Genomic DNA, 21,132 nt, shown 5'->3' on the forward strand with positions numbered 1-21,132 from the left:
ACCGCGCGGGCGCGCTCACTGGACTCATGCCGGCAGCGGCTCGATCGCCTGGTCGGTCACCGCCGTGAGCAGCCCGCGCGCGGCGCCGCAGCCGGGGACGACGGCGTCGGGCCACACGTCGAGCAGCGGCACGAGCACGAACGCGCGCGCGTGCATGCGCGGGTGCGGCACCTGCAGCCCGGGCACGTCGATCACGGCGTCGCCGTAGAGCAGCAGGTCCAGGTCGAGGCGGCGCGGTGCGTTGCGGTACGGCCGCTCGCGCCCGTGCGCGTCTTCGATCGCGTGCAGCCGCGCCAGCAGCTCGGGCGCCGGCAGCGTCGTCTCGAGCAACGCCACCGCGTTGACGAAGTCGGGACCCGCGGCATCGACGGGTGCGCTGCGGTACAGCGGCGACAGCTCGCAGCGCTGCACGCCAGCCAGCCGCGCGAGCGCCGCCGCGGCGGCACACACCGCCGCGCGCGCATCGCCCAGGTTCGCCCCGAGCCCGACGGCCGCGCGCACCGCCGCCGTCATGCCGATGCGTCGCCTGCAGCCGGCTCGGACGGCGCGCCACCACCGCCCGGCTTGCGCCGGCGGCGCCGACGCCGCTTGGCCGCAGGGGCTGCCGTGTCGCCGCCGGCCGCCGGCTCGCCCGCGGCCTCGGCTGCCGGCGCCCCGGCCGTGCCCGTCGCGGTGGCCGGGCGCTGGCGCACGACGCGCCGGTGCGCCTCGCGCACCGCCGCCACGAGCGCCTCGCGCTCCTCGGGCGTGCCCAGCGCGTAGTCCTCCCACCACTCGGCCAGCTCGGCGTCGACCTCGCCGACGTCGGCGCGCAGGCGCAGGAAGTCGTAGCCGGCGCGAAAGCGCGGCTGCTCGACGAGCGACGCCGGCGTGTTGCCGATGCGCCGCTCGAAGCGCGGCTGCATCAGCCAGATCTCGCGCATGTCGGCGGCGAGCTTGCCGCGCCCCGAGACGTCGCCGATGCGCGCGTCGAACACGGCGTCGATGGCCTGCTGCAGCGCCGGCACCGGGTGCTCGCCCTCGGCGCGACGCTGCGCCCAGCGCGCCTGCACGTCGTGCCACAGCAGGCACGCGAGCAGGAAGCTCGGCGCCACGGCGCGGCCCTCGGCGACGCGCCGGTCGGTGTCTTCGAGCGCCAGACGGATGAAGGCCTGCCGGCGCTCGTGCGCCGTGTCGAGCAGCGCCGCGTCGAGGATCGGGAACACGCCGGGCACGAGGCCGAAGCGGCGCAGCGCCTCGACGCTCCTGAGCGCATGCCCGGTCTGCAGCAGCTTGAACATCTCGTCGAACAGCCGCGACGCCGGCACGGCGGCCAGCAGCGGCACGACCTGCGGGATCGGCGCGCGCGTGCGCTCCTCGACCTCGAAGCCGAGCTTGGCCGCGAAGCGCACGACGCGCACGACGCGCACCGGGTCCTCGCGGTAGCGCTGCATCGGCTCGCCGATCATGCGCAGCACGCGTGCGCGCAAGTCGGCGAGGCCGCCGTGGTAGTCGACGACGACCTGCCTCGTCGGGTCGTAGTACATCGCGTTGATCGTGAAGTCGCGCCGCGCGGCGTCCTCGATCTGCGGACCCCAGACGTTGTCGCGCAGCACGCGACCGCTCGCATCGACGGCGTGCCGCTTGTCGGCCAGCGCGGCCTTCGACGTCTTCTCGTTGCCGTCGACCGCCTCGGCGCTCGACGGATCGAGGTAGGCGCGGAACGTCGAGACCTCGATCACCTCGTGGTCGCGGCCGCGGCCGAAGATCACGTGCACGATGCGAAAGCGCCGCCCGATGATGAACGCGCGGCGGAACAGCGCCTTGACCTGTTCGGGCGTCGCGTCGGTGGCGACGTCGAAGTCCTTCGGACGCAGGCCCAGCAGCAGGTCGCGCACCGCGCCGCCGACGATGTAGGCCTCGTGCCCGGCGTCCTGCAGCGTGCGCACGACCTTGAGCGCGCGTTCGTCGACCAGGCGCGGGTCGATGCCGTGCTCGGCCGCCGGCACTTCGACACGCCGGCCCAGCGGGATCACCGGCGGTGCGGGCGGCGGGGACCCCGGTGCCTCGTCGCGCTTGCCGAGCAGCTTGCCAATGAGTTTCTTGATCATTCGAACAGGTGCAGCGTGCGCCAGCCGCGCTCTTGCGCGATCGCGGCCAGCGCCGGCGTGGGGTTCGTGGCCACCGGGTCGCTGGCGCGCTCGAGCAGCGGCAGGTCGTTGGTGGAGTCGCTGTAGAAGCTCACGTGCTCGAAGTCGGCCCAGCGGTGACCGAGCGAAGCGAGCCAGTCGTCGACGCGGCGCACCTTGCCCTCGCGGAACGAGGGCACGCCGCGCACGCGGCCGGTGACGCGACCGTCGCCGTCGCGCTCGAGCTGCACGGCGATCAGGTGCTCGACGGCGAACGCCGCGGCGATCGGCGCGGTGACGAACTCGTTGGTGGCGGTCACGATGGCCACCAGCTCGCCGGCGTCGCGGTGGCGGCGCACGAGTTCGTGCGCGCGCGGGTGCAGCTGCGGCGCGATGACCTCGCGCATGAAGCGCTCGCGCGCGGCCAGCGCCTCGGCCTCGGGGCGCGTGCGCCAGGCCGACGTCGCGAAGTCGACGTAGGCGTCGAGGTCGAGCCGGCCGGCCTGGTAGTCGGCGTAGAAGGCGTCGTTGCGCGCGCGCCATTGCGCACCATCGGCCCAGCCGATCGCGACCATGAACTCGCCGAAGGCGTGGTCGGAGTCGGTCGGCAGCAGCGTGCCGTCGAGGTCGAACAGCGCGAGCCTCATCGCGCGTCCACCTCGGCGCCGCCGTCGGCCAGCGCGCGCTTGAGCAGCGGCAGCGTGACGCGCGCACGCTTGTCGACCCAGGCCTGGTCGTCGAGACGGTCGAGCAGGCGTGTCAGGTGCTTCATGTCGCGGGCGAAACGGCTGAGCAGGTAGTCGATGACGTCGTCACCGAGCGCGATACCGCGTGCGTCGGCGCGCGCACGCAGCGCGGCGCGCACCTCGGCGTCGGAGAGCGGCTGCAGGGCGAACACGAAGCCGCCGCCCAGGCGCGTGCGCAGGTCGTCGCGCAGCGGCAGGTCCACCGGCGGCATCCGCCCGGCGGCGGCCAGCGGCCAGCCGGCGACGGCCGCCTCGACGAACAGCGCGAACGCCGCGTGCTGGCGCGCGGCGTCGAGCGCGTGGGCGTCGTCGACGACGACGAGTGCGACGCCGCCGTCGATCGTCCACGGCAGCGGCGCCGCGGCGTCGAACCACGCGACGGCGCCGCGCGCGGCGCGTGCCGCGGCCAGCGCACGCAGCAGGTGCGTCTTGCCGCTGCCCGACGGCCCCCACAAGTACACCGACGGCACCGGCGCCGACGCGCCCGCCAGCGCGCGCAGGTGCGCGAGCGCGGCGGCATTCGCACCGGGCACGAAGTCGTCGAACCGCGCCTTGGCGGCCGCGGCGATCGGCAGCGGGATCTGCTTCACCGCGCGACCCTCACCCGGTGTACAGGCGGCTCGCGACATACATGCCGCGCAGCCGCCGCAGCGCGACGAGCGTGACCGCGCTCAGCGGCAGCGCGACCAGCACGCCGACGAAGCCGAACAGGTGACCGAACGCGAGCAGCGCGAAGATCACCGCCAGCGGGTTCAGCCCGATGCGCTCGCCGACCAGGTACGGCGTGAGCAGGAAGCTCTCGATCAGCTGGCCCAGCCCGTAGACCACCGCCACCGCGACGACGGCGTGCCAGCCGGCGAACTGCAGCAGCCCGCTGAGCAGGGCCAGCAACAGCCCGAGCCCGAAACCCAGGTACGGGATGAACACCGCGAGCCCGGTGAACACGCCCACCGGCAGCGCGAGGTCGAAGCCGAACAGCGCGAGCCCCGCCGAGTAGTAGACGGCCAGGATCAGCATCACCAGCAGCTGGCCGCGCAGGTACTGGCCGAGCAGCGCGTCGCACTCGGCGACGAAGTCGATCGCCTGCGGCCGCAGCCGCGGCGGGATCAGCTGGCGCACGCGCTCGACGAGTTGCGGCCAGTCCATCAGCAGGAAGAACAGCACGACCGGGATCAGCACCGCGTTGCCGACCAGCGTGAGCAAGAAGCTGCCGCCGATGCGCGCCGACTCGAGCAGCGTGGCGACCCAGTCCTCGACCTGGCCGCCGAACAGGCGCGCCGCGAGGTCCTTCACGCTGGCCGTGTCGAGGCGGAACTCAACGCCGTACTGCGCGAGCCACGGCGTCACGTGCTCGTTGAAGCGCGCAGCCAGCTGCGGGATCTGCTCGCGCAGCAGCGGCACCTCCTTGGCGATCACGGGCACGAGCAGCAGCAGCAGCGCGAGCACCGCGACGACGGCCAGCGTCTCGACGAGCAGCACCGCCAGCACGCGCGGCCAGCGCCGTGCGGCCAGCGCCTCGACGAGCGGCTGCAGCGCGTAGGCGAGCACCGCGGCGACGATGAACGGCGTCAGCACCGGCGCCAGCAGCCACAGCAGCGCGGCCGCGACGGCGGCCAGCGCGATCCAGCTGAGGGTTTGGCGACGGGACGGGCTCGGGGTCATCGGCGGCGACGGTGGCGTCGCGGAAGTGGCATGCGGCAGGCGGCGCGCGCACGCAGAGCGCGTGCGCCCAAATTGTAGGCGGCGGGGCGCGATGCCCCGCGTGCGTGTAGGCGGCGGGGCACGATGCCCCGCGTGCTCCCTCGCGCCGCGGCCGCGACCGGCGCTGCCGTCGGCAGTGCGACCCTCAGTGCAGCCGCGGCTGGCCCTGGCGGCGCAGTTCGAGCAGGCGCGCGCGCAACGCGCGCGCGTCGTCGGCGCGCGGGCAGCGCGCGAGGTAGACCTCGAGGTCGTCGGCCGCCTCGGCGTAGCGGCCGATCTCGGCCAGCGTCAGCGCGCGGTCGCGCCGCTCCTCCCACGCCTGCGGCAGCAGCACGACGAGGCGCTGCTGCACCGCGAGCAGCCGCGGCCAGTCCTCGGCGGTGCGGTGGATCTCTTTCAGGTTGCGCAGCATGCGCGCGACGACGTCGCGCGGCGGCGCGGCCTGCAGGAACAGGCCCAGCGGCACGTCGTCGTCGCCCACCAGCCCGTGCTGGCGGCGGTACGGCATCAGGCGCTCGTCGAGCTCCTCGCGCGACAGCGAGCGGCCGTTGAACGGGTCGATGACGACCTCGCCGCGCGGCATGCGCAGCTTGACGAGGAAGTGCCCGGGAAACGACACGCCGCGCGCCACCAGGCCGACCTGCGTCGCGATCTCGATGTACAGCACCGCCAGCGAGATCGGGATGCCGCGCCGGCGCGCGAGCACGTCGTTGAGGTAGCTGTTGCGCGGGTCGTAGTAGTCGTTGACGTTGCCGGCGAAGCCCAGCTCCTGGAAGAAGAAGCGGTTGAGCACGCGCAGCTTTTGCAGCGCCGACGCATCGGCGGGCAGGCGCCGGCGCACGCGCTCGGCCAGCGCGTCGACTTCCGCCATCACGGCCAGCGGGTCGAGCTGCGGGTACTCGTCCTGCGCGATCGAGACCGCGGCTTCGAACAGGGCAAAGCCCGCGTCGTCGGCCACGAGGCTGGCGAAGTAGCCCAGCGGTGTGGGCGCCTCGAAGCGGATCGGCTCGCTCATTGCGCGCAGTCTATGCGGGAGCGGCGGGTGCCGTCAGCCGCGACGCAGGAAGGCCCGCAGCCGCAGCCCGGTGGCCATCAGCGTCGCGAAGTACAAGGCCGCGACGCCGCCGATCACGAGCGCGAGTGCCCCGGCGCGCTGCCACGGCTGCGCGCGCAGCGCGATCCAGTCGATGCCGTGCGCGGCCCAGGCCAGCGCCGCGGCGAGCAGCGCCGTGGCCACCGCCACGCGCAGCGCGAACACGCCCCACCCCGGCGCCGGCCGGTACAGCCCGCGCCGCCGCAGGCCGACGAAGAGCCACGTCGCGTTGACGAGCGCCCCCAGCCCGATCGACAGCGCCAGCCCGGCGTGGCCGAACAGCGGCACGAACACGGCGTTCATCGCCTGCGTCGCGACGAGCACGACGACGGCGATCTTGACCGGCGTGCGGATGTCCTGCCGCGCGTAGAAGCCCGGCGCGAGCACCTTGACGGCGATCAGCCCCAGCAGACCGACGCCATAGCCGCGCAGCGCCCACACCGTCTGCTCGACGTCGCGCGGCGTGAACTGGCCGTAGTGGTACAGCACGGCGATCAGCGCCTGCGGGAACACGAGCAGCGCCGCCGCGCTCGGCAGCGCGAGCAGCAGCACCAGGCGCAGGCCCCAGTCGAGCAGATCGGAGTAGCCGGCCATGTCGTCGCGCGCCTGCACCGCCGACAGCTGCGGCAGCAGCACGACGCCGAGCGCAACGCCGAGCAGCGCGGTCGGAAACTCCATCAGCCGGTCGGCGTAGGTCAGCCACGACACCGCGCCGACGCCGACATGCGACGCGATCTGCGTGTTGATCAGCAGCGACAGCTGCGCCACCGACACGCCGAGCACGGCCGGCGCCATCTGGCGCAGCACGCGCCGCACGCCGGGGTGGTGCCAAGCGGCACGCAGCCGCCCGACCGTCAGCCCGAAGCGCGGCACGACGCCGATGCGCCTGAGCGCCGGCCACTGCACCGCCAGCTGCAGCACGCCGCCGCCCATCACGCCGACCGCCAGTGCGTGGATCGGCTCCCACCCCCAGCCGGCGAAGCGCGGCGCCAGCCCCCAGGCGGCGGCGATGACCGCGAGGTTCAGCAGCACCGGGGTGGCCGCCGGCACCGCGAAGCGCTTCCACGTGTTGAGGATCCCCGCCGACAGTGCCACCAGCGACATGCACGCGATGTACGGGAACATGATGCGCGTCATCACGACGGCGTCGTCGAAGCGCGCCAGCCCGGCGGCCATCAGCCACACGAACACCGGCGCGGCGACGATGCCGACGATCGACGTCGCGAGCAGCGCCCACAGCAGCACGGTGCCCACCGCGTCGACGAGCGCGTGCGTGGCCGCGTCGCCGTCGCGCTCGCGCGCCGCGGCCAGGATCGGCACGAAGGCCTGCGAGAACGCGCCTTCGGCGAACAGGCGGCGCAGCAGGTTGGGAATGCGGAACGCGACGTTGAACGCGTCGGTGCCTGCACTGGCGCCGAACGTGGCCGCGATCAGCTGCTCGCGCACCAGCCCTGTGACGCGCGACGCGAGCGTGAGCAGCGAGACGGTGGAGGCGGCCTTGAGCAGGTTCATCGCGATGCACCGCGCGGGCACGGGCGGTCGGCGCAATCGCGGGCAGGCGGCGGCAAGGCGGCAGATCGTGGCGGGCGGCGTCGGATTATAGGAAGCGCCAGCGGCGCCGCTGGCGGGCCCCGCGGCGGCCGCTCGGCGTCGTGCTAGAATACGCGGCTTTCCACCATCGACCCCCTGCAGCATGGCCACCTCCTCCCGCGCCAAGAAGAAGACGGTACGCATCGCCTCGGGGCGCAAGCGTGCCCGCCAGGACGTCAAGCTCAACGCCGCGAACACGGCGCTGCGCTCGCGCTTTCGCACCGTGATCAAGAACGTGCAGAAGGCGGTCGCCGCCGGCGACAAGGCCAAGGCCACCGAGCTGTTCCAGACGGCGCAGAGCGTGATCGACAAGATCGCCGACAAGGGCATCTTCCACAAGAACAAGGCGGCGCGTCACAAGAGCCGCCTGGCGGCCAAGGTCAAGGCGCTGGCGACTGCCGCCTGATCCGCTCGACGACCGGTGGAAACGACGAAGGGCCTGCGCTGCAGGCCCTTCGCCTTTTCGGCGCCCGACGGCGTCGCCTACGCCGCCACGTCGGGCGGCAGCGGGCCCTCGACGGTCTGCAGTTCGTTGTCGCGCGCGAAGTTGACGACGAAGTCCCACGCCATCGGCTCGACGTCGCGCAGCGCCTCGCTGACGATCACGCACTTCACGCCGTCGATCACCCGCGGAATGCACAGCGGCGAATAGCCGATGTGCGCGCCGACACCGGTGCGCGCGCCGCCCGGGCGGTACGGCGACATCACGCCGCACAGCCGCTCGGCCCAGTCGCTCGGACGGAACGCGCGTCCGCCGCGCGTGATGCCGCGGATGATGAGCTGACGGGGTCGGGATGGCGGGGATGACATCGACGGGGTGATCGGGCCGCACGCGCTCGCGCGGCGAACGCGATTGTGCCCGCGAAGTGCTGCGTCGCAGCATGCCGCCGGCGCGACAGCGCTCGCCTAGAATGCGCACAGGTCGGCACGCGAGGCGACTTTCGTCGACGCGTCCGGCCCTTGTCTTTTCTGGAGAGCGCCGATGAACGCCCCCGAGTCCGTCGCGGCCCCGGCCGCGGTCTCGCCGCTGATGAACACCTACGGCCGGCTGCCGATCGCGCTCACGCACGGCCGCGGCTGCCGCGTGTGGGACACCGAGGGCCGCGAGTACCTCGACGCGCTCGGCGGCATCGCCGTCAACACGCTCGGCCACGCGCACCCGAAGCTGGTGCCGGTGCTGCAGGACCAGATCGGCAAGCTGATCCACACGTCGAACTACTACCGCATCCCGCTGCAGGAGCAGCTCGCGGCGAAGCTGGTGCAGCTGTCGGGGCTGACCAACGTCTTCTTCTGCAACAGCGGGCTCGAGGCCAACGAGGCGGCGCTGAAGATCGCGCGCAAGTTCGGCCACGACAAGGGTATCGAGCGGCCCGAGATCGTCGTCTACGAGAAGGCGTTCCACGGCCGCTCGCTCGCGACGCTGTCGGCCACCGGCAACCCGAAGGTGCAGGCCGGCTTCGGCCCGCTCGTCGAGGGCTTCGTGCGCGTGCCGCTGAACGACCTCGCCGCGATCGAGCAGGTCGCGCGCACGCGGCCGAACGTGGTGGCCGTGTTCCTCGAGACGATCCAGGGCGAAGGCGGCATCAACCCGGCGCGCGCCGACTACCTGCAGCAGCTGCGCGCCGTGTGCGACCGGCACGACTGGCTGCTGATGCTCGACGAGGTACAGAGCGGGATCGGGCGCACCGGCCGGTGGTTCGCGCACCAGTGGGCCGGCATCCGCCCCGACGTGATGCCGCTGGCCAAGGGGCTGGGCTCGGGCGTGCCGGTGGGCGCCGTCGTCTGCGGCCCGCGCGCCGCCCACGTGCTGCAGCCGGGCAACCACGGCACGACGTTCGGCGGCAACCCGCTGGCGATGCGCGCCGGCGTCGAGACGCTGCGCATCATGGAAGAGGACGGCCTGCTGGAGAACGCCGCGCGCGTCGGTGCCGCGCTGAAGGCCGCGCTCGAGCGCGAGCTCGGCGCGCAGCCTGGCGTCGTCGAGATCCGCGGCCAGGGGCTGATGATCGGCGTCGAGCTCGACCGCCCGTGCGGCGCGCTGCTGCAGCAGGCGATGGAGGCCGGCCTGCTGATCAGCGTGACCGCCGAGCGCGTGATCCGCCTCGTGCCGCCGCTCGTCATGACCGAGGCCGAGGCGGCGCAGGTCGTTGCGATCCTCGCGCCGCTGGTGCGCGCCTTCCTCTCGTCCACCGCCGCATGAAGCCCGGGCCGAGCCTGATGAAGCACTACCTGCAGTTCAAGGACTTCCGCGCCGAGGAGTACGCGTACCTGTTCGAGCGCGCGCGCATCATCAAGCAGCGCTTCAAGAACTACGAGAAGTACCACCCGCTCGCCGACCGCACGCTGGCGATGATCTTCGAGAAGGCCAGCACGCGCACGCGCGTGAGCTTCGAGGCCGGCATGTACCAGATGGGCGGCTCGGTCGTGCACCTGACCACCGGCGACAGCCAGCTCGGCCGCGCCGAGCCGATCGAGGACACCGCACGCGTGATCAGCCGCATGGTCGACCTCGTGATGATCCGCACCTACGAGCAGGCCAAGCTCGAGCGCTTCGCGGCGCACTCGCGCGTGCCGGTCATCAACGGGCTGACCAACGAGTTCCACCCGTGCCAGATCCTGGCCGACGTGTTCACGTTCATCGAGCACCGCGGCGACATCCGCGGCAAGGTCGTCGCGTGGGTCGGCGACGGCAACAACATGGCCAACACCTGGCTGCAGGCGGCCGAGATCCTCGGCTTCACGGTGCACGTGAGCACGCCCAGCGGCTACGAGGTCGACCCGCAGGTGGCCGGTATCCGCGACACGTCGTGCTTCCGGGTGTTCAAGGACCCGATGGACGCCTGCCGCGGCGCGCACCTGGTGACGACCGACGTGTGGACCAGCATGGGCTTCGAGGCCGAGAGCGAGGCACGCCGCAAGGCCTTCGCCGACTGGTGCGTCGACGCCGAGATGATGGCCGTCGCGCGGCCCGACGCGCTGTTCATGCACTGCCTGCCGGCGCACCGCGGCGAGGAAGTCGCCGCCGACGTGATCGACGGCCCGCAGTCCGTCGTCTGGGACGAGGCCGAAAACCGCATGCACGTGCAGAAGGTACTGATGGAGTACCTGCTGCTCGGACGCATCGGCTGACAGTGCATTCGCTGATCCTGCGCAAGCGCGCGCGTGGACGGTGCCGCGACGTTCGGTTAGCCTGTGGGCCTGCCTGACCTCGCCTCGACGATGAAGCTGCGCTGCCCCCTGATGGCCATGACCTTCGCGCTCGCTGCGGGTACGAGCCTCGCGCAGTCCGCAGCGGCACCCTCGCGCGGCCAGGCGCTGTACGAGTTGCACTGCATCGGCTGCCACACGACGCAGATGCACTGGCGCGCGAACCGCCGCGCCACCGACTGGGCGAGCCTGCGTGCGCAGGTGCGTCTGTGGCAGGGCAACAACCAGCTCAACTGGAGCGACGACGACATCGACGAAGTCGCGCGCTTCCTCAACGAGCGTTTCTACCGCTTCAAGCGGCCCGAGCGTCCCGTCGCGGTGCTGCCGCCCGCCCCCGCGACGCGCTGACGGCGGCCGCCAAGGGACGCCGTGCAGCGGCGGTCTCGGCGCGACCAGCGGGGGTTCACGCGGGCGTGCCGCCGCCGGGACTCGCCAGCGGCGGCGCTGCCGTCACAATAGGGCTCGGCGGCATCCGGTCGTCGATCCCTTCACCGACCACGAGGAACACCCGCTGCATGGCCAAGCCCAACTATTCATTCGAGAAGCGGCAACGCGAACTGGCCAAGAAGAAGAAGAAGGAAGAAAAGGAAGCCGAGAAGCGCGCACGCAAGGCCGCGGGCGCGGCGGGCGGTACGCTGCCCGGCGACGCCACCGACGACGACAGCGACGAACGCGCCGACACCCCTGACGCCGGCGAGACCGACGCCGACCGCAGCGAAGGCGGCGACATCGAGCGCCCGGCCTGAGCCGGTGGCGCGCCGGTTCAGCCGAACCGGCCGTGCAGCCACCAGCCGCCCTCGCCGTCCGTAGCGCCCGCTCAGCGGCTGCGCGCCGCCGCGACCCTCAGGCGAGCGCGCGCCGCAACACGGCGGCACAGAGCGCCACCGCCGTGTTCGCCTCGTCGATCACCCGCCCCATCGTGATGAAGCCGTGGATCTGGCGCTCGAAGCACACGTACTCGGCCTTCGTGCCCGCCCCCGACAGCGCATCGGCGTACTGCCGGCCCTCGTCGCGCAGCGGGTCGAAGCCGGCGGTGATGACGAGCGCCGGCGGCAGCCGGCTGTGGTCGCCGGCCAGCAGCGGCGAAGCGCGCCAGTCGCTCCACTGGGCCGGATCGGCGATGTAGTGGCCGCGGTAGTACGCGATGCTGTCGGCCGTCAACACGTAACCCTGCGCGTTCGTCGTGTGCGACGGCGCGACGGCGCGCATGTCGGTGGCCGGATAGATCAGCAGCTGGAACGCCGGCAGCGCGTCGCCGGCGTCGCGCAGCACCAGGCACACGACGGCGGCCAGGTTGCCGCCGGCGCTGTCGCCGCCGACCGCGAGCCGGCGCGCGTCGACGCGCAGCGCCGCCGCGTTCGCCCCCACCCAGCGCGTGGCCGCGACGCAGTCGTCGACCGCAGCCGGAAAGGGGTACTCCGGCCCCAGGCGGTAGTCGACCGAGACGACGGCGCAGCCACTGCCGTTGGCGAGGTCGCGGCACAGCACGTCGTGCGTGTCGAGGTCGCCGATCGTCCAGCCACCGCCGTGGAAGTACACCAGCACCGGTAGCACGGCGTCGGGCGCCGTGCCGGCCGGGCGATAGACGCGCAGCGGGATCGCACCGTGCGGCCCGTCGGCCTGCAGGTCCTGTGTCGACGCGACCGGCGGCGGATCGGGCTGGGTGAAGAAGCGCCGCTCGCGGTAATAGCGGCGCGCGTCGGCCGGCGTGAGCGTGTGCACGGGCGGGATCGCGCGGGCGGTCAGCAGGTCGATCAAGGCACGGGCTTGCGGGTCGAGCATGACGGGTCGCTGGCGGTGGCGAAGGGCGCGACACAGTGTAGGGCGGTGTCGCTTCGGCGATGATCGCGGGCGATGGATCCCCACGCCCCCTGCCCTTGCGGCAGTGCGCTGCCCTACGCGCGCTGCTGCGGCCGCTGGCATGCCGGCGCCGAGCACCTGCAGGCGCCCACCGCCGAGGCGCTGATGCGCTCGCGCTACAGCGCCTACGTGCTCGGCCTGCCGGACTACCTCGCCGCCACCTGGCACCCGAGCCGGCGTCCCGACCCGATCCCGCTGCCCGAACCGCAGGTCAAGTGGCTCGGTCTCGAGGTACGCCGCCACACGGTGCTCGACGCCGATCACGCGACGGTCGAGTTCGTCGCGCGCAGCCGGCTGCACGGGCGCGGCCAGCGCCTGCACGAGACGAGCCGCTTCGTGCGCGAGGACGGGCGCTGGTACTACGTCGACGGCGACGTGCGCTGACGCTGCGACGCGTCAGGCGAATTCCTGCCGCACCGCCGGCGACATCAGGCGGCGGATGATCCACACCAGCAGCGCGCACGCGCCCAGCGTCAGCGCCGCGGCGAGCAGCCGCGCCGCCGTGACGAAGCCGCCGAACACGTCGGCCGCCTGTGGCGGCAGCGGCGCACGCTGCAGCGTGCTCTGCACCAGCGACTCCACCACCTCGTGCTGGATCCACAGCCCGAGCACGTTCGCGACCGCGGCCAGCACGAGCAGCCCGATGAAGACACGCCGCGCCCAGTCGAGGCGCCACAGCAGGCCGACCGCTGCCGCCAGCGTGGCCACCGACAGCACCAGACCGGCACCGAGCACCCACGGCGCATACGCGAGCAGCCAGCCGGTCATCCACGGCGTCGCGCTGCCGGGCACGGTCCCCGTCGCCAGCGAGATCACCGCCGCATGCTGCAGCAGCGCCCACACGCTGGCCAGCCCTGCCAGCACGATGAAGACCCAGGCCGTCACGGTGACGAACCGGGACGGGGCACCGACGTTGAGGGTGTGCGTCATCGCCGATCTCCTGCGCTTGCCGCTTCGGCATCGTGCCGCGCGAACATGTCATGCATTTTTCGAGCGCACCGGATGTGCCGTCAGTCCCTCGGTTGGGTGGCGGACCGTGAAGATGTGGCGCGGCCGCCACTGCAGCGCCGACACGTGCCAGACCCGCACCGCTGCCTAGAATCGGCCGACGAGACCGCCACCGCCGCCCTCCCCGATCTGCGTCCATGGCCCCGCGCACCGCCCGATCCGCACGGCGCGCCCCGCCCGCCGAAGCCTTCGCATGCCGCCTGCGCCAGGGGCGGCTCACGCGGCGCGACTCGCTGTGGCTGTTCGGCGCGGCCGTGGCCGCGCCGGCGCTGACGGGCTGCGCGACGTCGCCGGTCACCGGTGAGCGCATCCTGGCCGGGCTGACGCCCGACGACGAACGCGAGATCGACCGCCGGCAGTCGCCGCACCAGTTCTCGCAGGACCTCGGCGCGATCCAGGATACGCCGGTCAACGCCTACGTCGCCGACGTGGGCGCGCGGCTCGACGCGCAGGCGCACCGGCGCGACGTGTCCTACAGCTACCGCGTGCTCAACGCGAACTACGTCAACGCGTACACCTTCCCCGCCGGGTCGGTCGGTGTCACGCGCGGCATCCTCGTCGAGCTCGACAGCGAGGCCGAGCTCGCCGCGCTGCTCGGCCACGAGCTCGCGCACGTCAATGCCCGCCACACTGCGCAGCAGCAGGGTCAGGCGCTGCTGGCGCAGGCCGCGGTGATGGGACTGACGATCGGCGCGGCCGCCACCGATTCCGACTGGACGCCGCTGATCGGTCTGGGCAGCCAGATCGGCGCCAGCGCGCTGCTGGCGCGCTACTCGCGCTCGCACGAGCGCGAGGCCGACGCCCTCGGGCAGGAATACATGGTGCGCGCCGGCTATCCGGCCGACGGCATGGTCGGACTGCACCGCAAGCTGCTCGACGAGAACGCGCGCCAGCCCGGCCTGCTCGAGACGATGTTCTCGTCGCACCCGATGAGCGCCGAGCGCGTGCAGACGGCACAGCGCCTGGCCGAGACGCGCTACGCCGCCACCCGCGGCACCAGTGCGCAGCGCGAGCGCTTCATGGATCGCACGGCGTCGCTGCGCGCGCTCAAGCCGACGATCGAAGCCTGCCAGCGCGGCGAGACGGCCATGGCCAGGAAAGACTGGGGCGCGGCGCAGGAGCAGTTCACCACGGCGCTGCGCCGCACCCCCGGCGACTACGCGGCCAACCTGCGCATGGCGCAGTGCCTGCAGGCGCAGCGCAAGCTGACCGAGGCGCGCCGCTACGCCGAGGCGGCGCGCCGCATCTACCCGACCGAGGGCCAGGCGATGAAGCTGTCGGCCACGCTCAAGCTCGCGCAGCGCGAGCCGGCCGCGGCCCTCGACGAGCTGCAGGCCTACGAGCGCGTGCTGCCCGGCGACCCGGGCATCACGTTCCTCAAAGGGGTCTCGCTCGAGGCGATGGGGCAGCAGCGTCCGGCCGCCGAGCAGTACGCCGCTTACCTGCGCGCCACGCAGCAGGGCCAGGCGGCGCAGTATGCCGCGTCGCGGCTGCGCGCCTGGGGCTATCTGCGCTGATGCGCGCCGCGTTTACTTGAAATCGCCGGCCAGACTGGCCAGCGTCTCGGGCGGAATCGTCACGTGCGCGGGGTAGTTGGTGTGGTCGCAGCCGAGCTTGACGCTCGCGCCGGCACGCACCGCCTCGCGCGCCGCCTTCGGGAACTCGAAGCGCAGGAAGTGCACTGACGACGTCTTCTCCTCGGTCTCGCGGTCGAGGTCCTCGTCGGCGATCGCGTAGATGCGCGGGTGGCCCTCGACCTCGACGAACATGCGGTCCTCGATGCCGATCAGCCGCGCGAGCTCGCGCTTGCGCTCGTTGACGTCGGGGTACTCGATCAGCATCGTCGCCTTCCAGTTCGTGCCGTCGGGAATCAGCGGCGCGTACGCGTCGATCTCGCCCTGGATGCCTTCCTCGTCGAAGATCTTCTCGATGTGCAGCATCTCCTGGATCTGGCGGCGGATCGTCTGCTCGTCCTCGAACTGCACCGTCACGTGGTCGCCGAGCGCGACGCTGCGCAGCCTGCGGTGCGCGATCGCCTGCGCGCGGCTGGACTTGCGGATCTTGGCGTAGGCCTCCAGCGTCAGGAGGCTGTCGCGGGTCAGCGTCATCGGAGGTCTCCTTTCGGGGTTGCGGGGGTTCGCCTCAGCTCAGGCCGTAGGCGATGCGCACGAGGCTCAGCGGATGCTGCACTGCCTTCGGCGGCGTGCCGGCCTCGCGCATGCCCTGGTCGATGTGGTGACCGGCCATCGGACAGTCGCTGCCGATGTAGTCGGGCTCGTCCTTGGCCATCGCCTTGAAGACGGGCTTGCCGATCTTCATCGCGATCTTGTGGTACGGCGTCTTCACGCCGTACGTGCCGGCGTGGCCCGAGCAGCGCTCGACGGTGTTGAGCTTGACCTCGACCTTGGTGCCGATCAGCTTGAGCATCTCCTCGGTCTTCTTGCCGATGTTCTGCACGCGGCCGTGGCAGGGGATGTGGTAGCTGACCTTGCCGAGTGCCGTCTTGAAGTCGGTCTTCAGCAAACCGTCCTTGTGGCGCGCGACGAGGTACTCGAACGGGTCCCACATCGCCTCCTTGACCGCCTGCGTGTCGGCGCAGTCGGGGAACATCAGCGGCAGCTCCTGCTTGAACATCAGCGTGCAGCTCGGCACCGCCGACAGGATCGCGTAGCCCTCGCGCGCGTACTTCGCGAGCACGGGCATGTTGACTTCCTTGTGCGCGGCCACCGCGTCGAGGTCGCCGAGCTCGAGCTTGGGCATGCCGCAGCACTTCTCCTTCTCGACGATCACGTACGGGATCTCGTTGTGCTGCAGGACCTTCAGCAGGTCGAAGCCGATGCCCGGCTCGTTGTAGTTGACGTAGCAGGTCGAGAAGATCGCGACCTTGCCCGGCGTGCGCTCGCCGTTGGTGACGACGGTGGCCGCCGCCTTCGGGGCGCTCCAGCGGAAGCGCTTGGTGCCGAGCCCGGGCATCCATGCGTCGGGGTGCACGCCGAGCACCGAGTCCATCTGCTTGCGCGCGAACTTGGTCTTGTTGATCGCGTTGACGGCCTGCACGACGATCGGGATGCCGGCGAACTGGCCGTGCACGTCGGTGCTGGCGAGGAACTTCTCGCTGGCCTTGACCTCGCCCTTCTTGAACTTGATCGCCTTCGCGCGCAGCATCAAGTGCGGGAAGTCGAGGTTCCACTCGTGCGGCGGCACGTAGGGGCACTTCGTCATGTAGCACAGGTCGCAGAGGTAGCACTGGTCGACGACCTTCCAGTAGTCCTCCTTCTTGACGCCGTGCAGCTCGCCGTCGTCGGTGGCGTCCACCAGGTCGAACAGCGTCGGGAAGCTGTGGCACAGGCTGACGCAGCGCCGGCAACCGTGGCAGATGTCGAACACCCGCTCGAGTTCCTTGAACGTCTCCGCCTCGTCATAGAACGACGGGTTCTTCCAGTCGATGGGATGCCGGGTCGGGGCCTCGAGGTTGCCTTCGCGCATGGTGTGCCGTGTGGGGGTGTCGTCGTTGTTCTGAAGCGAACAAGGGGCGCGAAGGCCCCTTGTCCGAGCGCACGTCGATCAGCGTCAGTCGACCAGGGCGTCGAGGGCCTTCTGGTAGCGGTTGGCGTGCGAACGCTCGGCCTTGGCCAGCGTCTCGAACCAGTCGGCGATCTCGTCGAAACCTTCCTCGCGCGCCGTCTTGGCCATGCCCGGGTACATGTCGGTGTACTCGTGCGTCTCGCCGGCGACGGCGGCCTTCAGGTTGTCGCGCGTCGCGCCGATCGGCAGGCCCGTGGCCGGGTCACCGACCTGCTCGAGGAACTCGAGGTGGCCGTGGGCGTGGCCCGTCTCGCCTTCGGCGGTCGAGCGGAACAGCGCGGCCACGTCGTTCTGGCCTTCGACGTCGGCCTTGTTGGCGAAGTACAGGTAGCGACGGTTCGCCATCGACTCACCGGCGAAGGCGTCCTTCAGGTTCTGCTCGGTCTTCGATCCTTTCAAACCCATCTCTTGCTCCTTGGTTGGCGTGACAAGAACGGCTGCCGGACGGCGTCGCTCCGCGGCAGCACGGGTGAAAGTTACCGCACTGGTGTGACGACTTCCAATACGAATCGGCTATGCGTCAGATAGACCGGCGCTATCCACCTGTTAGTGATAATTAATCTCATTGGCCCGTTGGTCGTCCGCGGGGCTGTTGAACCAGAAGCCGGGCGACAAGGTTGCGCGCGCCGCCTGCTATACTGTCAGTCTTTCGGGGACGTAGCTCAGCTGGGAGAGCGTCGCGTTCGCAATGCGAAGGTCGGGAGTTCGATCCTCCTCGTCTCCACCACTTACCTAAAACCCAACCGCTCTCGGTTGGGTTTTTTTCTACCCGGAACGCCAGAGTTGGCGGGGCTTCGGGCCTTGCTGCGACGGACGCCACCGCCCCGGACAGCCCGGTTCCGGGCGTTTTTTCTCTCTCTGCTCCCGCCTATTCTCTGTTTCTGCGAAGGGGGACTTCGCACCTGACCCTGTAACTGCGCGGGTTTCCGGCTGCTTGTTCGTCGCGGAAGCCGCCTTCACGCAGGCGACCCGGCACTGAAATGGGCTACCCGTTCACGATAGGACGGACGTCCCAGGTGATTGGCATCCCTGGCCGGTATACGACCTCGTTGCCGAATTTGATGCTGGCCTTCAGATGCTCAGCCAGCGGCTTGTCGTACCTCTCAATCTGCTTGATGGTACGGTCAACCGCGTTGCGGAAAGCGTCCCGGACATTCTTGCGCTTGTCCCCTGTCCTGCGTTGCCGTCCTCCGAGGCCCTTGCCGCTTTCGATGTACTTGGTCAGGGCGGCCATCTCCTTCTCAATCTCCTCGATCCTGGCGTGATCGCCAATCTCTCGCGCCTCTTCCATCTCGCTGAAAAGTTCCTGGGCCAGTTGCCTACACTCCCGCAGTGCCTTCTTGTCCACGACGTCGCCCGCGTCTCCCAACGGTATGCCTTGGGTCACTTGGAAACCGTCTTCAATTTCTTCGGGTGCTACGCCTACGTTGTCGGGTATGTCGATGGCATTGACTGCGCTGCCGCAGGCAATCTCGTACACCGAGGTCTCCTTGTCTGGGAAGGCCAGCAGAATGTTTATGTACTCAGCCCCTTTGTCGACTCCAACCAGACAGATGGTGTTGCGGCCCTCGAATCGCGTCTCCCAGACCGCACCGCGCTTGCGAAAGAAGTTATCTGGCTGCTTTTCCTTCGGCGACACCGCTGGCACCGAGATCACCGATGCGGACTCATGTACCGTGCGAAGTAAGGCATCGCCTGGCATGGTGCGTTCCCGGATCGCTGTAGCATGGCGGCGAACCATCTCGTCTAGCGCGGCATTCACTTCGCTGGCGTGCCGCTTGTAGAGATCGAAAACGAGCTGGGCAGCCTGCGCAGTGCTGCCACCGAGGTAGCGCAACACCCTGTTCACCTCGGCGTATTTCGCGAGGAATTGCCCCACGTTCTCCAGCGAGCTCACTTGGTTGGCCCGCTCCAAGTAGGATGCGGACATGATCTTGTCGTCGTCCTTGTTCCGGCTCTGGGTGAACACGTCCGTCTTGTAATGCTCAATCGGATCGTACTGGTCGGCCTTGGCAGCGATGAGCGCAAAACGCCGGTCGATGCATTGCGAGCATAGGCCGCAGTGGGTATGCTGATTCGTCATCTCCCACGTGTGGGTGCAGGTCATCGAGTGCTTGATGAGGTCGGCGCAGCCCAGCTTGACGATCTGCTCGACGACTTCGGCCTTGGTCTTCCAGATATACGGGTTCTCGACCGTGAATGGCGCTTCAGCCACCATTGTGATGATGTCCTGGAAACCCTTCATCACCTTTGGGTGTGTCGTCCGTGTGGCGCGGCCGCCGACCACTTGAGCACACACCGGCAAATTCAGGCTGATCACGCCGTTTTCGTAGAAGCGCACGCTGCTCAGGCCGAGCATCTTGGCGATGGTCGCGCCAATCGAGACGAACAGGAACGAGCGGCTGCGCTGCGTGTATTCCCGGTTCAGCGGCTTCTTCTTGTGAACGCGCACGCTGATCTGATGCGGCGCGTTGTCTCCCGCTTTCTGCGCCAGCAGATCTTGGAGCGTCTTGTGCCGGGTGTTGAGCTTAGGCGTGGCCTTATGAGTAACCAGCACCACACGCCGCCTCTGGCCCAACACTTCGTCCAGCGCGCCTGCCAGTGAGTCCAAACCACCGGAAAACATCACCACCTGCTCCGGTTTGCCATACATGGTCTGTGCGTCGTTGAACTCCAGATAGTCCTGGAACGAATGATCCTGTTCCAGCTTGACGAAGCTGAACGCGTAGTTGTCGTCCGAGAGGAAGCCCAACGTCGAGGTGAGCGCGTTCTTCACCTCCTCGCCGTTCCAGAAATCCGGGTTGCGCACCGGCACGACGAAATGCAGGTCGCGCCGCCATCCATCGCCGAAGCTGTCAACGTCGTCTGCACCCCGCAGAATCACCTGATCGGCGCTGTAGACGTAGGTGGCGATTTCCAGCAGGTCATGGAACTTGGTCGGCACCGTACCGAACATCTTGCTGTGGATGTCCTCGATACGCAGCGTGACGTTGCCTTCTCCGTTCACGCCGGAGAGCCGAAGGCGAAGATCGTTCTTCGGATCGTCGCTGATCCCCTTGGCCGAGGCGTTTCCGCAAATGACGAATTTCTTAGTTTGCACCGGTGCGCGCCCCCATCTTCAATTCATCCTTCATCTTCTTCAGCGCGAAGCCAGCGAAGCCGTCGGACGATTTTCTTGAAATGTCACCGCCTTCCTCGTAGCGGTGTTTTGAGAACCATTGGGACGAAAATTCGCGTACGATCACCGATGCCTCCCTCGTATGAGTATCCAGCGCTTGATCGAAAAGCGCCTTCTGGTTCATCGTCGCAAAGCGCATCCCGTCGCCCACATGGGTCGCCAGCGTCTTGGACAGGAAATATTGGAGGCTCTGGTTGGCGAGCCGGTCGAAGAACGAGCGTGAAAGTTCGCCAAATTCCTTTTGCGTTCCCAGCCTAGAAAGCGCCGCGCGCATCGTGTCCTTGTCGTTCGGGAATAGACCGTTCAAGTGAGGCTGAAGTGCGTCGGCCACCGCGCCGACCAGCGCGCGTCCGGCGATCTCGGCGAGATCGGAACGCCTGCGGGAATGGTCGACGGCACGATCCAAGGCCTCGGTGAGACTCGCCGTCACATCGGGCAGTGTTGCGTCGTCAGGCAAGGAAATGCCGACGGATCGAAGATGGGCGTAGAGATCATCCTTTTTGGCGGCAATGGCCAATTGCGTCATCAGCCACACGGCCTCCGTGTACCCCTTGTCATCCATCACGAACGAGAACGCCTTTTCTGCGGCGGCGATGGTGGCGTTGGCAACTTGGGACACGTCTGCGCCAGCGGCGATCAGGCCGACGACCTCCTTCCACGCTTTCGTCCTTGGCAGTACCCCGAGCCGAACGTGCCCCATTCAGGATTCCCCTTGTTGAGATCAGTACATCGCGATCACTCGTGCCGTTTCACGATCACGATGCTCCGGGCTTTTTTTTCTTCTTTCCTCAAATACCCTTTGCGTACCAACTGCGCGATCTGTTCATGGGCGCTGGCGTGGCTGATGCCCAGCGCGTCGGCCAACTCCTTGACGGTAGGCGGCAGGCCTGTGCTGTCGAAGATTTGGCAAATCGCCCTCAGCGTTCTGGTCTGCGGCTCAGTGATGCCTTCTGTCTTGTGCTTGCTCATGGCATTCCTCCTCGCCGATTTCGAGAATATATGACCTGATAAACATCAGGTCAAATGGGGCGACCCGACGCGCAAAATCTTTGCCAG

The 21,132-nt window shown here is 69.5% G+C and carries 23 protein-coding genes and 1 tRNA gene; 8 read left to right on the forward strand and 16 right to left on the reverse strand.

Going from position 1 to position 21,132, the window contains the following annotated elements:
- Positions 1-24: 24 nt before the first annotated feature.
- From folK to murJ, 7 genes are all read right to left on the reverse strand, one after another.
- The gene (gene folK / locus MOJ79_RS10635; protein ID WP_241924145.1) at positions 25-513 is read right to left on the reverse strand and encodes a 2-amino-4-hydroxy-6-hydroxymethyldihydropteridine diphosphokinase; all 489 of its coding nucleotides are present in this window, start codon (positions 511-513) and stop codon (positions 25-27) included.
- On the reverse strand, positions 510-2,090 hold the full coding sequence (gene pcnB, locus MOJ79_RS10640) for a polynucleotide adenylyltransferase PcnB (RefSeq protein ID WP_241924146.1): 1,581 nt from the start codon (positions 2,088-2,090) through the stop codon (positions 510-512). The genes folK and pcnB overlap by 4 nt, the downstream gene beginning before the upstream one ends.
- The gene (locus MOJ79_RS10645) at positions 2,087-2,755 is read right to left on the reverse strand and encodes an HAD family hydrolase (RefSeq protein WP_241924147.1); all 669 of its coding nucleotides are present in this window, start codon (positions 2,753-2,755) and stop codon (positions 2,087-2,089) included. The genes pcnB and MOJ79_RS10645 overlap by 4 nt, the downstream gene beginning before the upstream one ends.
- Complete coding sequence (locus MOJ79_RS10650; RefSeq protein WP_241924148.1) at positions 2,752-3,444, reverse strand: HdaA/DnaA family protein; 693 nt, start codon at positions 3,442-3,444, stop codon at positions 2,752-2,754. The genes MOJ79_RS10645 and MOJ79_RS10650 overlap by 4 nt, the downstream gene beginning before the upstream one ends.
- Positions 3,445-3,454: 10 nt before the next feature.
- Positions 3,455-4,516, reverse strand: coding sequence for an AI-2E family transporter (locus MOJ79_RS10655; RefSeq protein WP_241924149.1), 1,062 nt, complete (start codon positions 4,514-4,516; stop codon positions 3,455-3,457).
- Positions 4,517-4,700: 184 nt separating this feature from the next.
- Complete coding sequence (locus MOJ79_RS10660; RefSeq protein WP_241924150.1) at positions 4,701-5,570, reverse strand: SirB1 family protein; 870 nt, start codon at positions 5,568-5,570, stop codon at positions 4,701-4,703.
- Positions 5,571-5,603: 33 nt separating this feature from the next.
- Complete coding sequence (murJ, locus tag MOJ79_RS10665; protein ID WP_241924151.1) at positions 5,604-7,160, reverse strand: murein biosynthesis integral membrane protein MurJ; 1,557 nt, start codon at positions 7,158-7,160, stop codon at positions 5,604-5,606.
- Between the two features lie 181 nt (positions 7,161-7,341).
- On the opposite strand from murJ, the gene rpsT reads away from it, so the two are divergent.
- Entirely contained in the window at positions 7,342-7,644 is a 303-nt protein-coding gene (gene rpsT, locus MOJ79_RS10670; RefSeq protein WP_119292686.1) for a 30S ribosomal protein S20, read from the forward strand.
- Between the two features lie 77 nt (positions 7,645-7,721).
- Here rpsT and MOJ79_RS10675 read toward each other — a convergent pair whose 3' ends face one another.
- Positions 7,722-8,048, reverse strand: coding sequence for a DUF3579 domain-containing protein (locus tag MOJ79_RS10675; protein WP_241924152.1), 327 nt, complete (start codon positions 8,046-8,048; stop codon positions 7,722-7,724).
- A 172-nt stretch (positions 8,049-8,220) separates the two neighbouring features.
- Between MOJ79_RS10675 and MOJ79_RS10680 the strand changes: the two genes are divergently transcribed.
- The 4 genes from MOJ79_RS10680 (at position 8,221) to MOJ79_RS10695 (ending at position 11,191) form a co-directional block, all read left to right on the forward strand.
- Positions 8,221-9,438, forward strand: coding sequence for an aspartate aminotransferase family protein (locus MOJ79_RS10680; RefSeq protein ID WP_241924153.1), 1,218 nt, complete (start codon positions 8,221-8,223; stop codon positions 9,436-9,438).
- Positions 9,435-10,367 carry an ornithine carbamoyltransferase gene (argF, locus tag MOJ79_RS10685; protein ID WP_241924154.1) on the forward strand — a complete coding sequence of 311 codons (933 nt, stop codon included), beginning with the start codon at positions 9,435-9,437 and terminating at the stop codon, positions 10,365-10,367. The genes MOJ79_RS10680 and argF overlap by 4 nt, the downstream gene beginning before the upstream one ends.
- Before the next feature lie 111 nt (positions 10,368-10,478).
- Positions 10,479-10,793 carry a c-type cytochrome gene (locus MOJ79_RS10690; protein ID WP_241924155.1) on the forward strand — a complete coding sequence of 105 codons (315 nt, stop codon included), beginning with the start codon at positions 10,479-10,481 and terminating at the stop codon, positions 10,791-10,793.
- 167 nt (positions 10,794-10,960) lie between these two features.
- Positions 10,961-11,191 carry a hypothetical protein gene (locus tag MOJ79_RS10695; protein ID WP_241924156.1) on the forward strand — a complete coding sequence of 77 codons (231 nt, stop codon included), beginning with the start codon at positions 10,961-10,963 and terminating at the stop codon, positions 11,189-11,191.
- 97 nt (positions 11,192-11,288) lie between these two features.
- Here MOJ79_RS10695 and MOJ79_RS10700 read toward each other — a convergent pair whose 3' ends face one another.
- Positions 11,289-12,227, reverse strand: coding sequence for an alpha/beta hydrolase (locus MOJ79_RS10700; protein WP_241924157.1), 939 nt, complete (start codon positions 12,225-12,227; stop codon positions 11,289-11,291).
- Between the two features lie 72 nt (positions 12,228-12,299).
- On the opposite strand from MOJ79_RS10700, the gene MOJ79_RS10705 reads away from it, so the two are divergent.
- Positions 12,300-12,689 (forward strand): YchJ family protein, encoded by a 390-nt coding sequence (locus MOJ79_RS10705; RefSeq protein WP_241924158.1) that lies wholly within the window; start codon positions 12,300-12,302, stop codon positions 12,687-12,689.
- Positions 12,690-12,701: 12 nt separating this feature from the next.
- Here MOJ79_RS10705 and MOJ79_RS10710 read toward each other — a convergent pair whose 3' ends face one another.
- Positions 12,702-13,235 carry a hypothetical protein gene (locus tag MOJ79_RS10710; RefSeq protein WP_241924159.1) on the reverse strand — a complete coding sequence of 178 codons (534 nt, stop codon included), beginning with the start codon at positions 13,233-13,235 and terminating at the stop codon, positions 12,702-12,704.
- A gap of 215 nt (positions 13,236-13,450) precedes the next feature.
- Here MOJ79_RS10710 and MOJ79_RS10715 point away from each other — a divergent pair, with 215 nt between their 5' ends.
- Positions 13,451-14,830: a M48 family metalloprotease gene (locus MOJ79_RS10715; protein WP_241924160.1), complete on the forward strand. Its 1,380-nt coding sequence runs from the start codon at positions 13,451-13,453 to the stop codon at positions 14,828-14,830.
- A gap of 12 nt (positions 14,831-14,842) precedes the next feature.
- Here MOJ79_RS10715 and MOJ79_RS10720 read toward each other — a convergent pair whose 3' ends face one another.
- The 3 genes from MOJ79_RS10720 to MOJ79_RS10730 form a co-directional block, all read right to left on the reverse strand.
- Positions 14,843-15,421: a DUF3501 family protein gene (locus MOJ79_RS10720; protein WP_241924161.1), complete on the reverse strand. Its 579-nt coding sequence runs from the start codon at positions 15,419-15,421 to the stop codon at positions 14,843-14,845.
- A 34-nt stretch (positions 15,422-15,455) separates the two neighbouring features.
- Positions 15,456-16,799, reverse strand: a complete 1,344-nt coding sequence (locus MOJ79_RS10725; protein WP_241924162.1) for a (Fe-S)-binding protein — start codon at positions 16,797-16,799, stop codon at positions 15,456-15,458.
- Positions 16,800-16,883: 84 nt separating this feature from the next.
- Positions 16,884-17,303, reverse strand: coding sequence for a rubrerythrin family protein (locus MOJ79_RS10730; protein ID WP_119293462.1), 420 nt, complete (start codon positions 17,301-17,303; stop codon positions 16,884-16,886).
- Positions 17,304-17,549: 246 nt separating this feature from the next.
- Here MOJ79_RS10730 and MOJ79_RS10735 point away from each other — a divergent pair.
- A tRNA-Ala gene (locus MOJ79_RS10735) sits at positions 17,550-17,625 on the forward strand.
- A gap of 258 nt (positions 17,626-17,883) precedes the next feature.
- Here MOJ79_RS10735 and MOJ79_RS10740 read toward each other — a convergent pair.
- Genes MOJ79_RS10740 through MOJ79_RS10750 form a run of 3 tightly spaced genes read right to left on the reverse strand, consistent with a single transcriptional unit; the run spans position 17,884 to position 21,045 of the window.
- A complete protein-coding gene (locus MOJ79_RS10740; RefSeq protein ID WP_241924163.1) occupies positions 17,884-19,998 on the reverse strand; it encodes a 7-cyano-7-deazaguanine synthase in 2,115 nt (704 codons plus the stop codon).
- Complete coding sequence (locus MOJ79_RS10745; protein WP_241924164.1) at positions 19,988-20,776, reverse strand: hypothetical protein; 789 nt, start codon at positions 20,774-20,776, stop codon at positions 19,988-19,990. The genes MOJ79_RS10740 and MOJ79_RS10745 overlap by 11 nt, the downstream gene beginning before the upstream one ends.
- 35 nt (positions 20,777-20,811) lie before the next feature.
- Positions 20,812-21,045 carry a LexA family protein gene (locus MOJ79_RS10750; protein ID WP_241924165.1) on the reverse strand — a complete coding sequence of 78 codons (234 nt, stop codon included), beginning with the start codon at positions 21,043-21,045 and terminating at the stop codon, positions 20,812-20,814.
- Positions 21,046-21,132 lie beyond the last annotated feature (87 nt).

The sequence above is a fragment of the Calidifontimicrobium sp. SYSU G02091 genome, from assembly GCF_022631395.1.
Classification (GTDB): Bacteria; Pseudomonadota; Gammaproteobacteria; order Burkholderiales; family Burkholderiaceae_C; genus Calidifontimicrobium; species Calidifontimicrobium sediminis.

Excerpts from the sequence above, each read along its gene's own strand:
- folK (WP_241924145.1), bottom strand. The coding sequence starts at position 513 with ATGACGGCGGCGGTGCGCGCGGCCGTCGGGCTCGGGGCGAACCTGGGC.
- pcnB (WP_241924146.1), bottom strand. The coding sequence starts at position 2,090 with ATGATCAAGAAACTCATTGGCAAGCTGCTCGGCAAGCGCGACGAGGCA.
- MOJ79_RS10645 (WP_241924147.1), bottom strand. The coding sequence starts at position 2,755 with ATGAGGCTCGCGCTGTTCGACCTCGACGGCACGCTGCTGCCGACCGAC.
- MOJ79_RS10655 (WP_241924149.1), bottom strand. The coding sequence starts at position 4,516 with ATGACCCCGAGCCCGTCCCGTCGCCAAACCCTCAGCTGGATCGCGCTG.
- MOJ79_RS10660 (WP_241924150.1), bottom strand. The coding sequence starts at position 5,570 with ATGAGCGAGCCGATCCGCTTCGAGGCGCCCACACCGCTGGGCTACTTC.
- murJ (WP_241924151.1), bottom strand. The coding sequence starts at position 7,160 with ATGAACCTGCTCAAGGCCGCCTCCACCGTCTCGCTGCTCACGCTCGCG.
- rpsT (WP_119292686.1), top strand. The coding sequence starts at position 7,342 with ATGGCCACCTCCTCCCGCGCCAAGAAGAAGACGGTACGCATCGCCTCG.
- MOJ79_RS10675 (WP_241924152.1), bottom strand. The coding sequence starts at position 8,048 with ATGTCATCCCCGCCATCCCGACCCCGTCAGCTCATCATCCGCGGCATC.
- MOJ79_RS10680 (WP_241924153.1), top strand. The coding sequence starts at position 8,221 with ATGAACGCCCCCGAGTCCGTCGCGGCCCCGGCCGCGGTCTCGCCGCTG.
- argF (WP_241924154.1), top strand. The coding sequence starts at position 9,435 with ATGAAGCCCGGGCCGAGCCTGATGAAGCACTACCTGCAGTTCAAGGAC.
- MOJ79_RS10690 (WP_241924155.1), top strand. The coding sequence starts at position 10,479 with ATGGCCATGACCTTCGCGCTCGCTGCGGGTACGAGCCTCGCGCAGTCC.
- MOJ79_RS10695 (WP_241924156.1), top strand. The coding sequence starts at position 10,961 with ATGGCCAAGCCCAACTATTCATTCGAGAAGCGGCAACGCGAACTGGCC.
- MOJ79_RS10700 (WP_241924157.1), bottom strand. The coding sequence starts at position 12,227 with ATGCTCGACCCGCAAGCCCGTGCCTTGATCGACCTGCTGACCGCCCGC.
- MOJ79_RS10705 (WP_241924158.1), top strand. The coding sequence starts at position 12,300 with ATGGATCCCCACGCCCCCTGCCCTTGCGGCAGTGCGCTGCCCTACGCG.
- MOJ79_RS10710 (WP_241924159.1), bottom strand. The coding sequence starts at position 13,235 with ATGACGCACACCCTCAACGTCGGTGCCCCGTCCCGGTTCGTCACCGTG.
- MOJ79_RS10715 (WP_241924160.1), top strand. The coding sequence starts at position 13,451 with ATGGCCCCGCGCACCGCCCGATCCGCACGGCGCGCCCCGCCCGCCGAA.
- MOJ79_RS10720 (WP_241924161.1), bottom strand. The coding sequence starts at position 15,421 with ATGACGCTGACCCGCGACAGCCTCCTGACGCTGGAGGCCTACGCCAAG.
- MOJ79_RS10725 (WP_241924162.1), bottom strand. The coding sequence starts at position 16,799 with ATGCGCGAAGGCAACCTCGAGGCCCCGACCCGGCATCCCATCGACTGG.
- MOJ79_RS10730 (WP_119293462.1), bottom strand. The coding sequence starts at position 17,303 with ATGGGTTTGAAAGGATCGAAGACCGAGCAGAACCTGAAGGACGCCTTC.
- MOJ79_RS10745 (WP_241924164.1), bottom strand. The coding sequence starts at position 20,776 with ATGGGGCACGTTCGGCTCGGGGTACTGCCAAGGACGAAAGCGTGGAAG.
- MOJ79_RS10750 (WP_241924165.1), bottom strand. The coding sequence starts at position 21,045 with ATGAGCAAGCACAAGACAGAAGGCATCACTGAGCCGCAGACCAGAACG.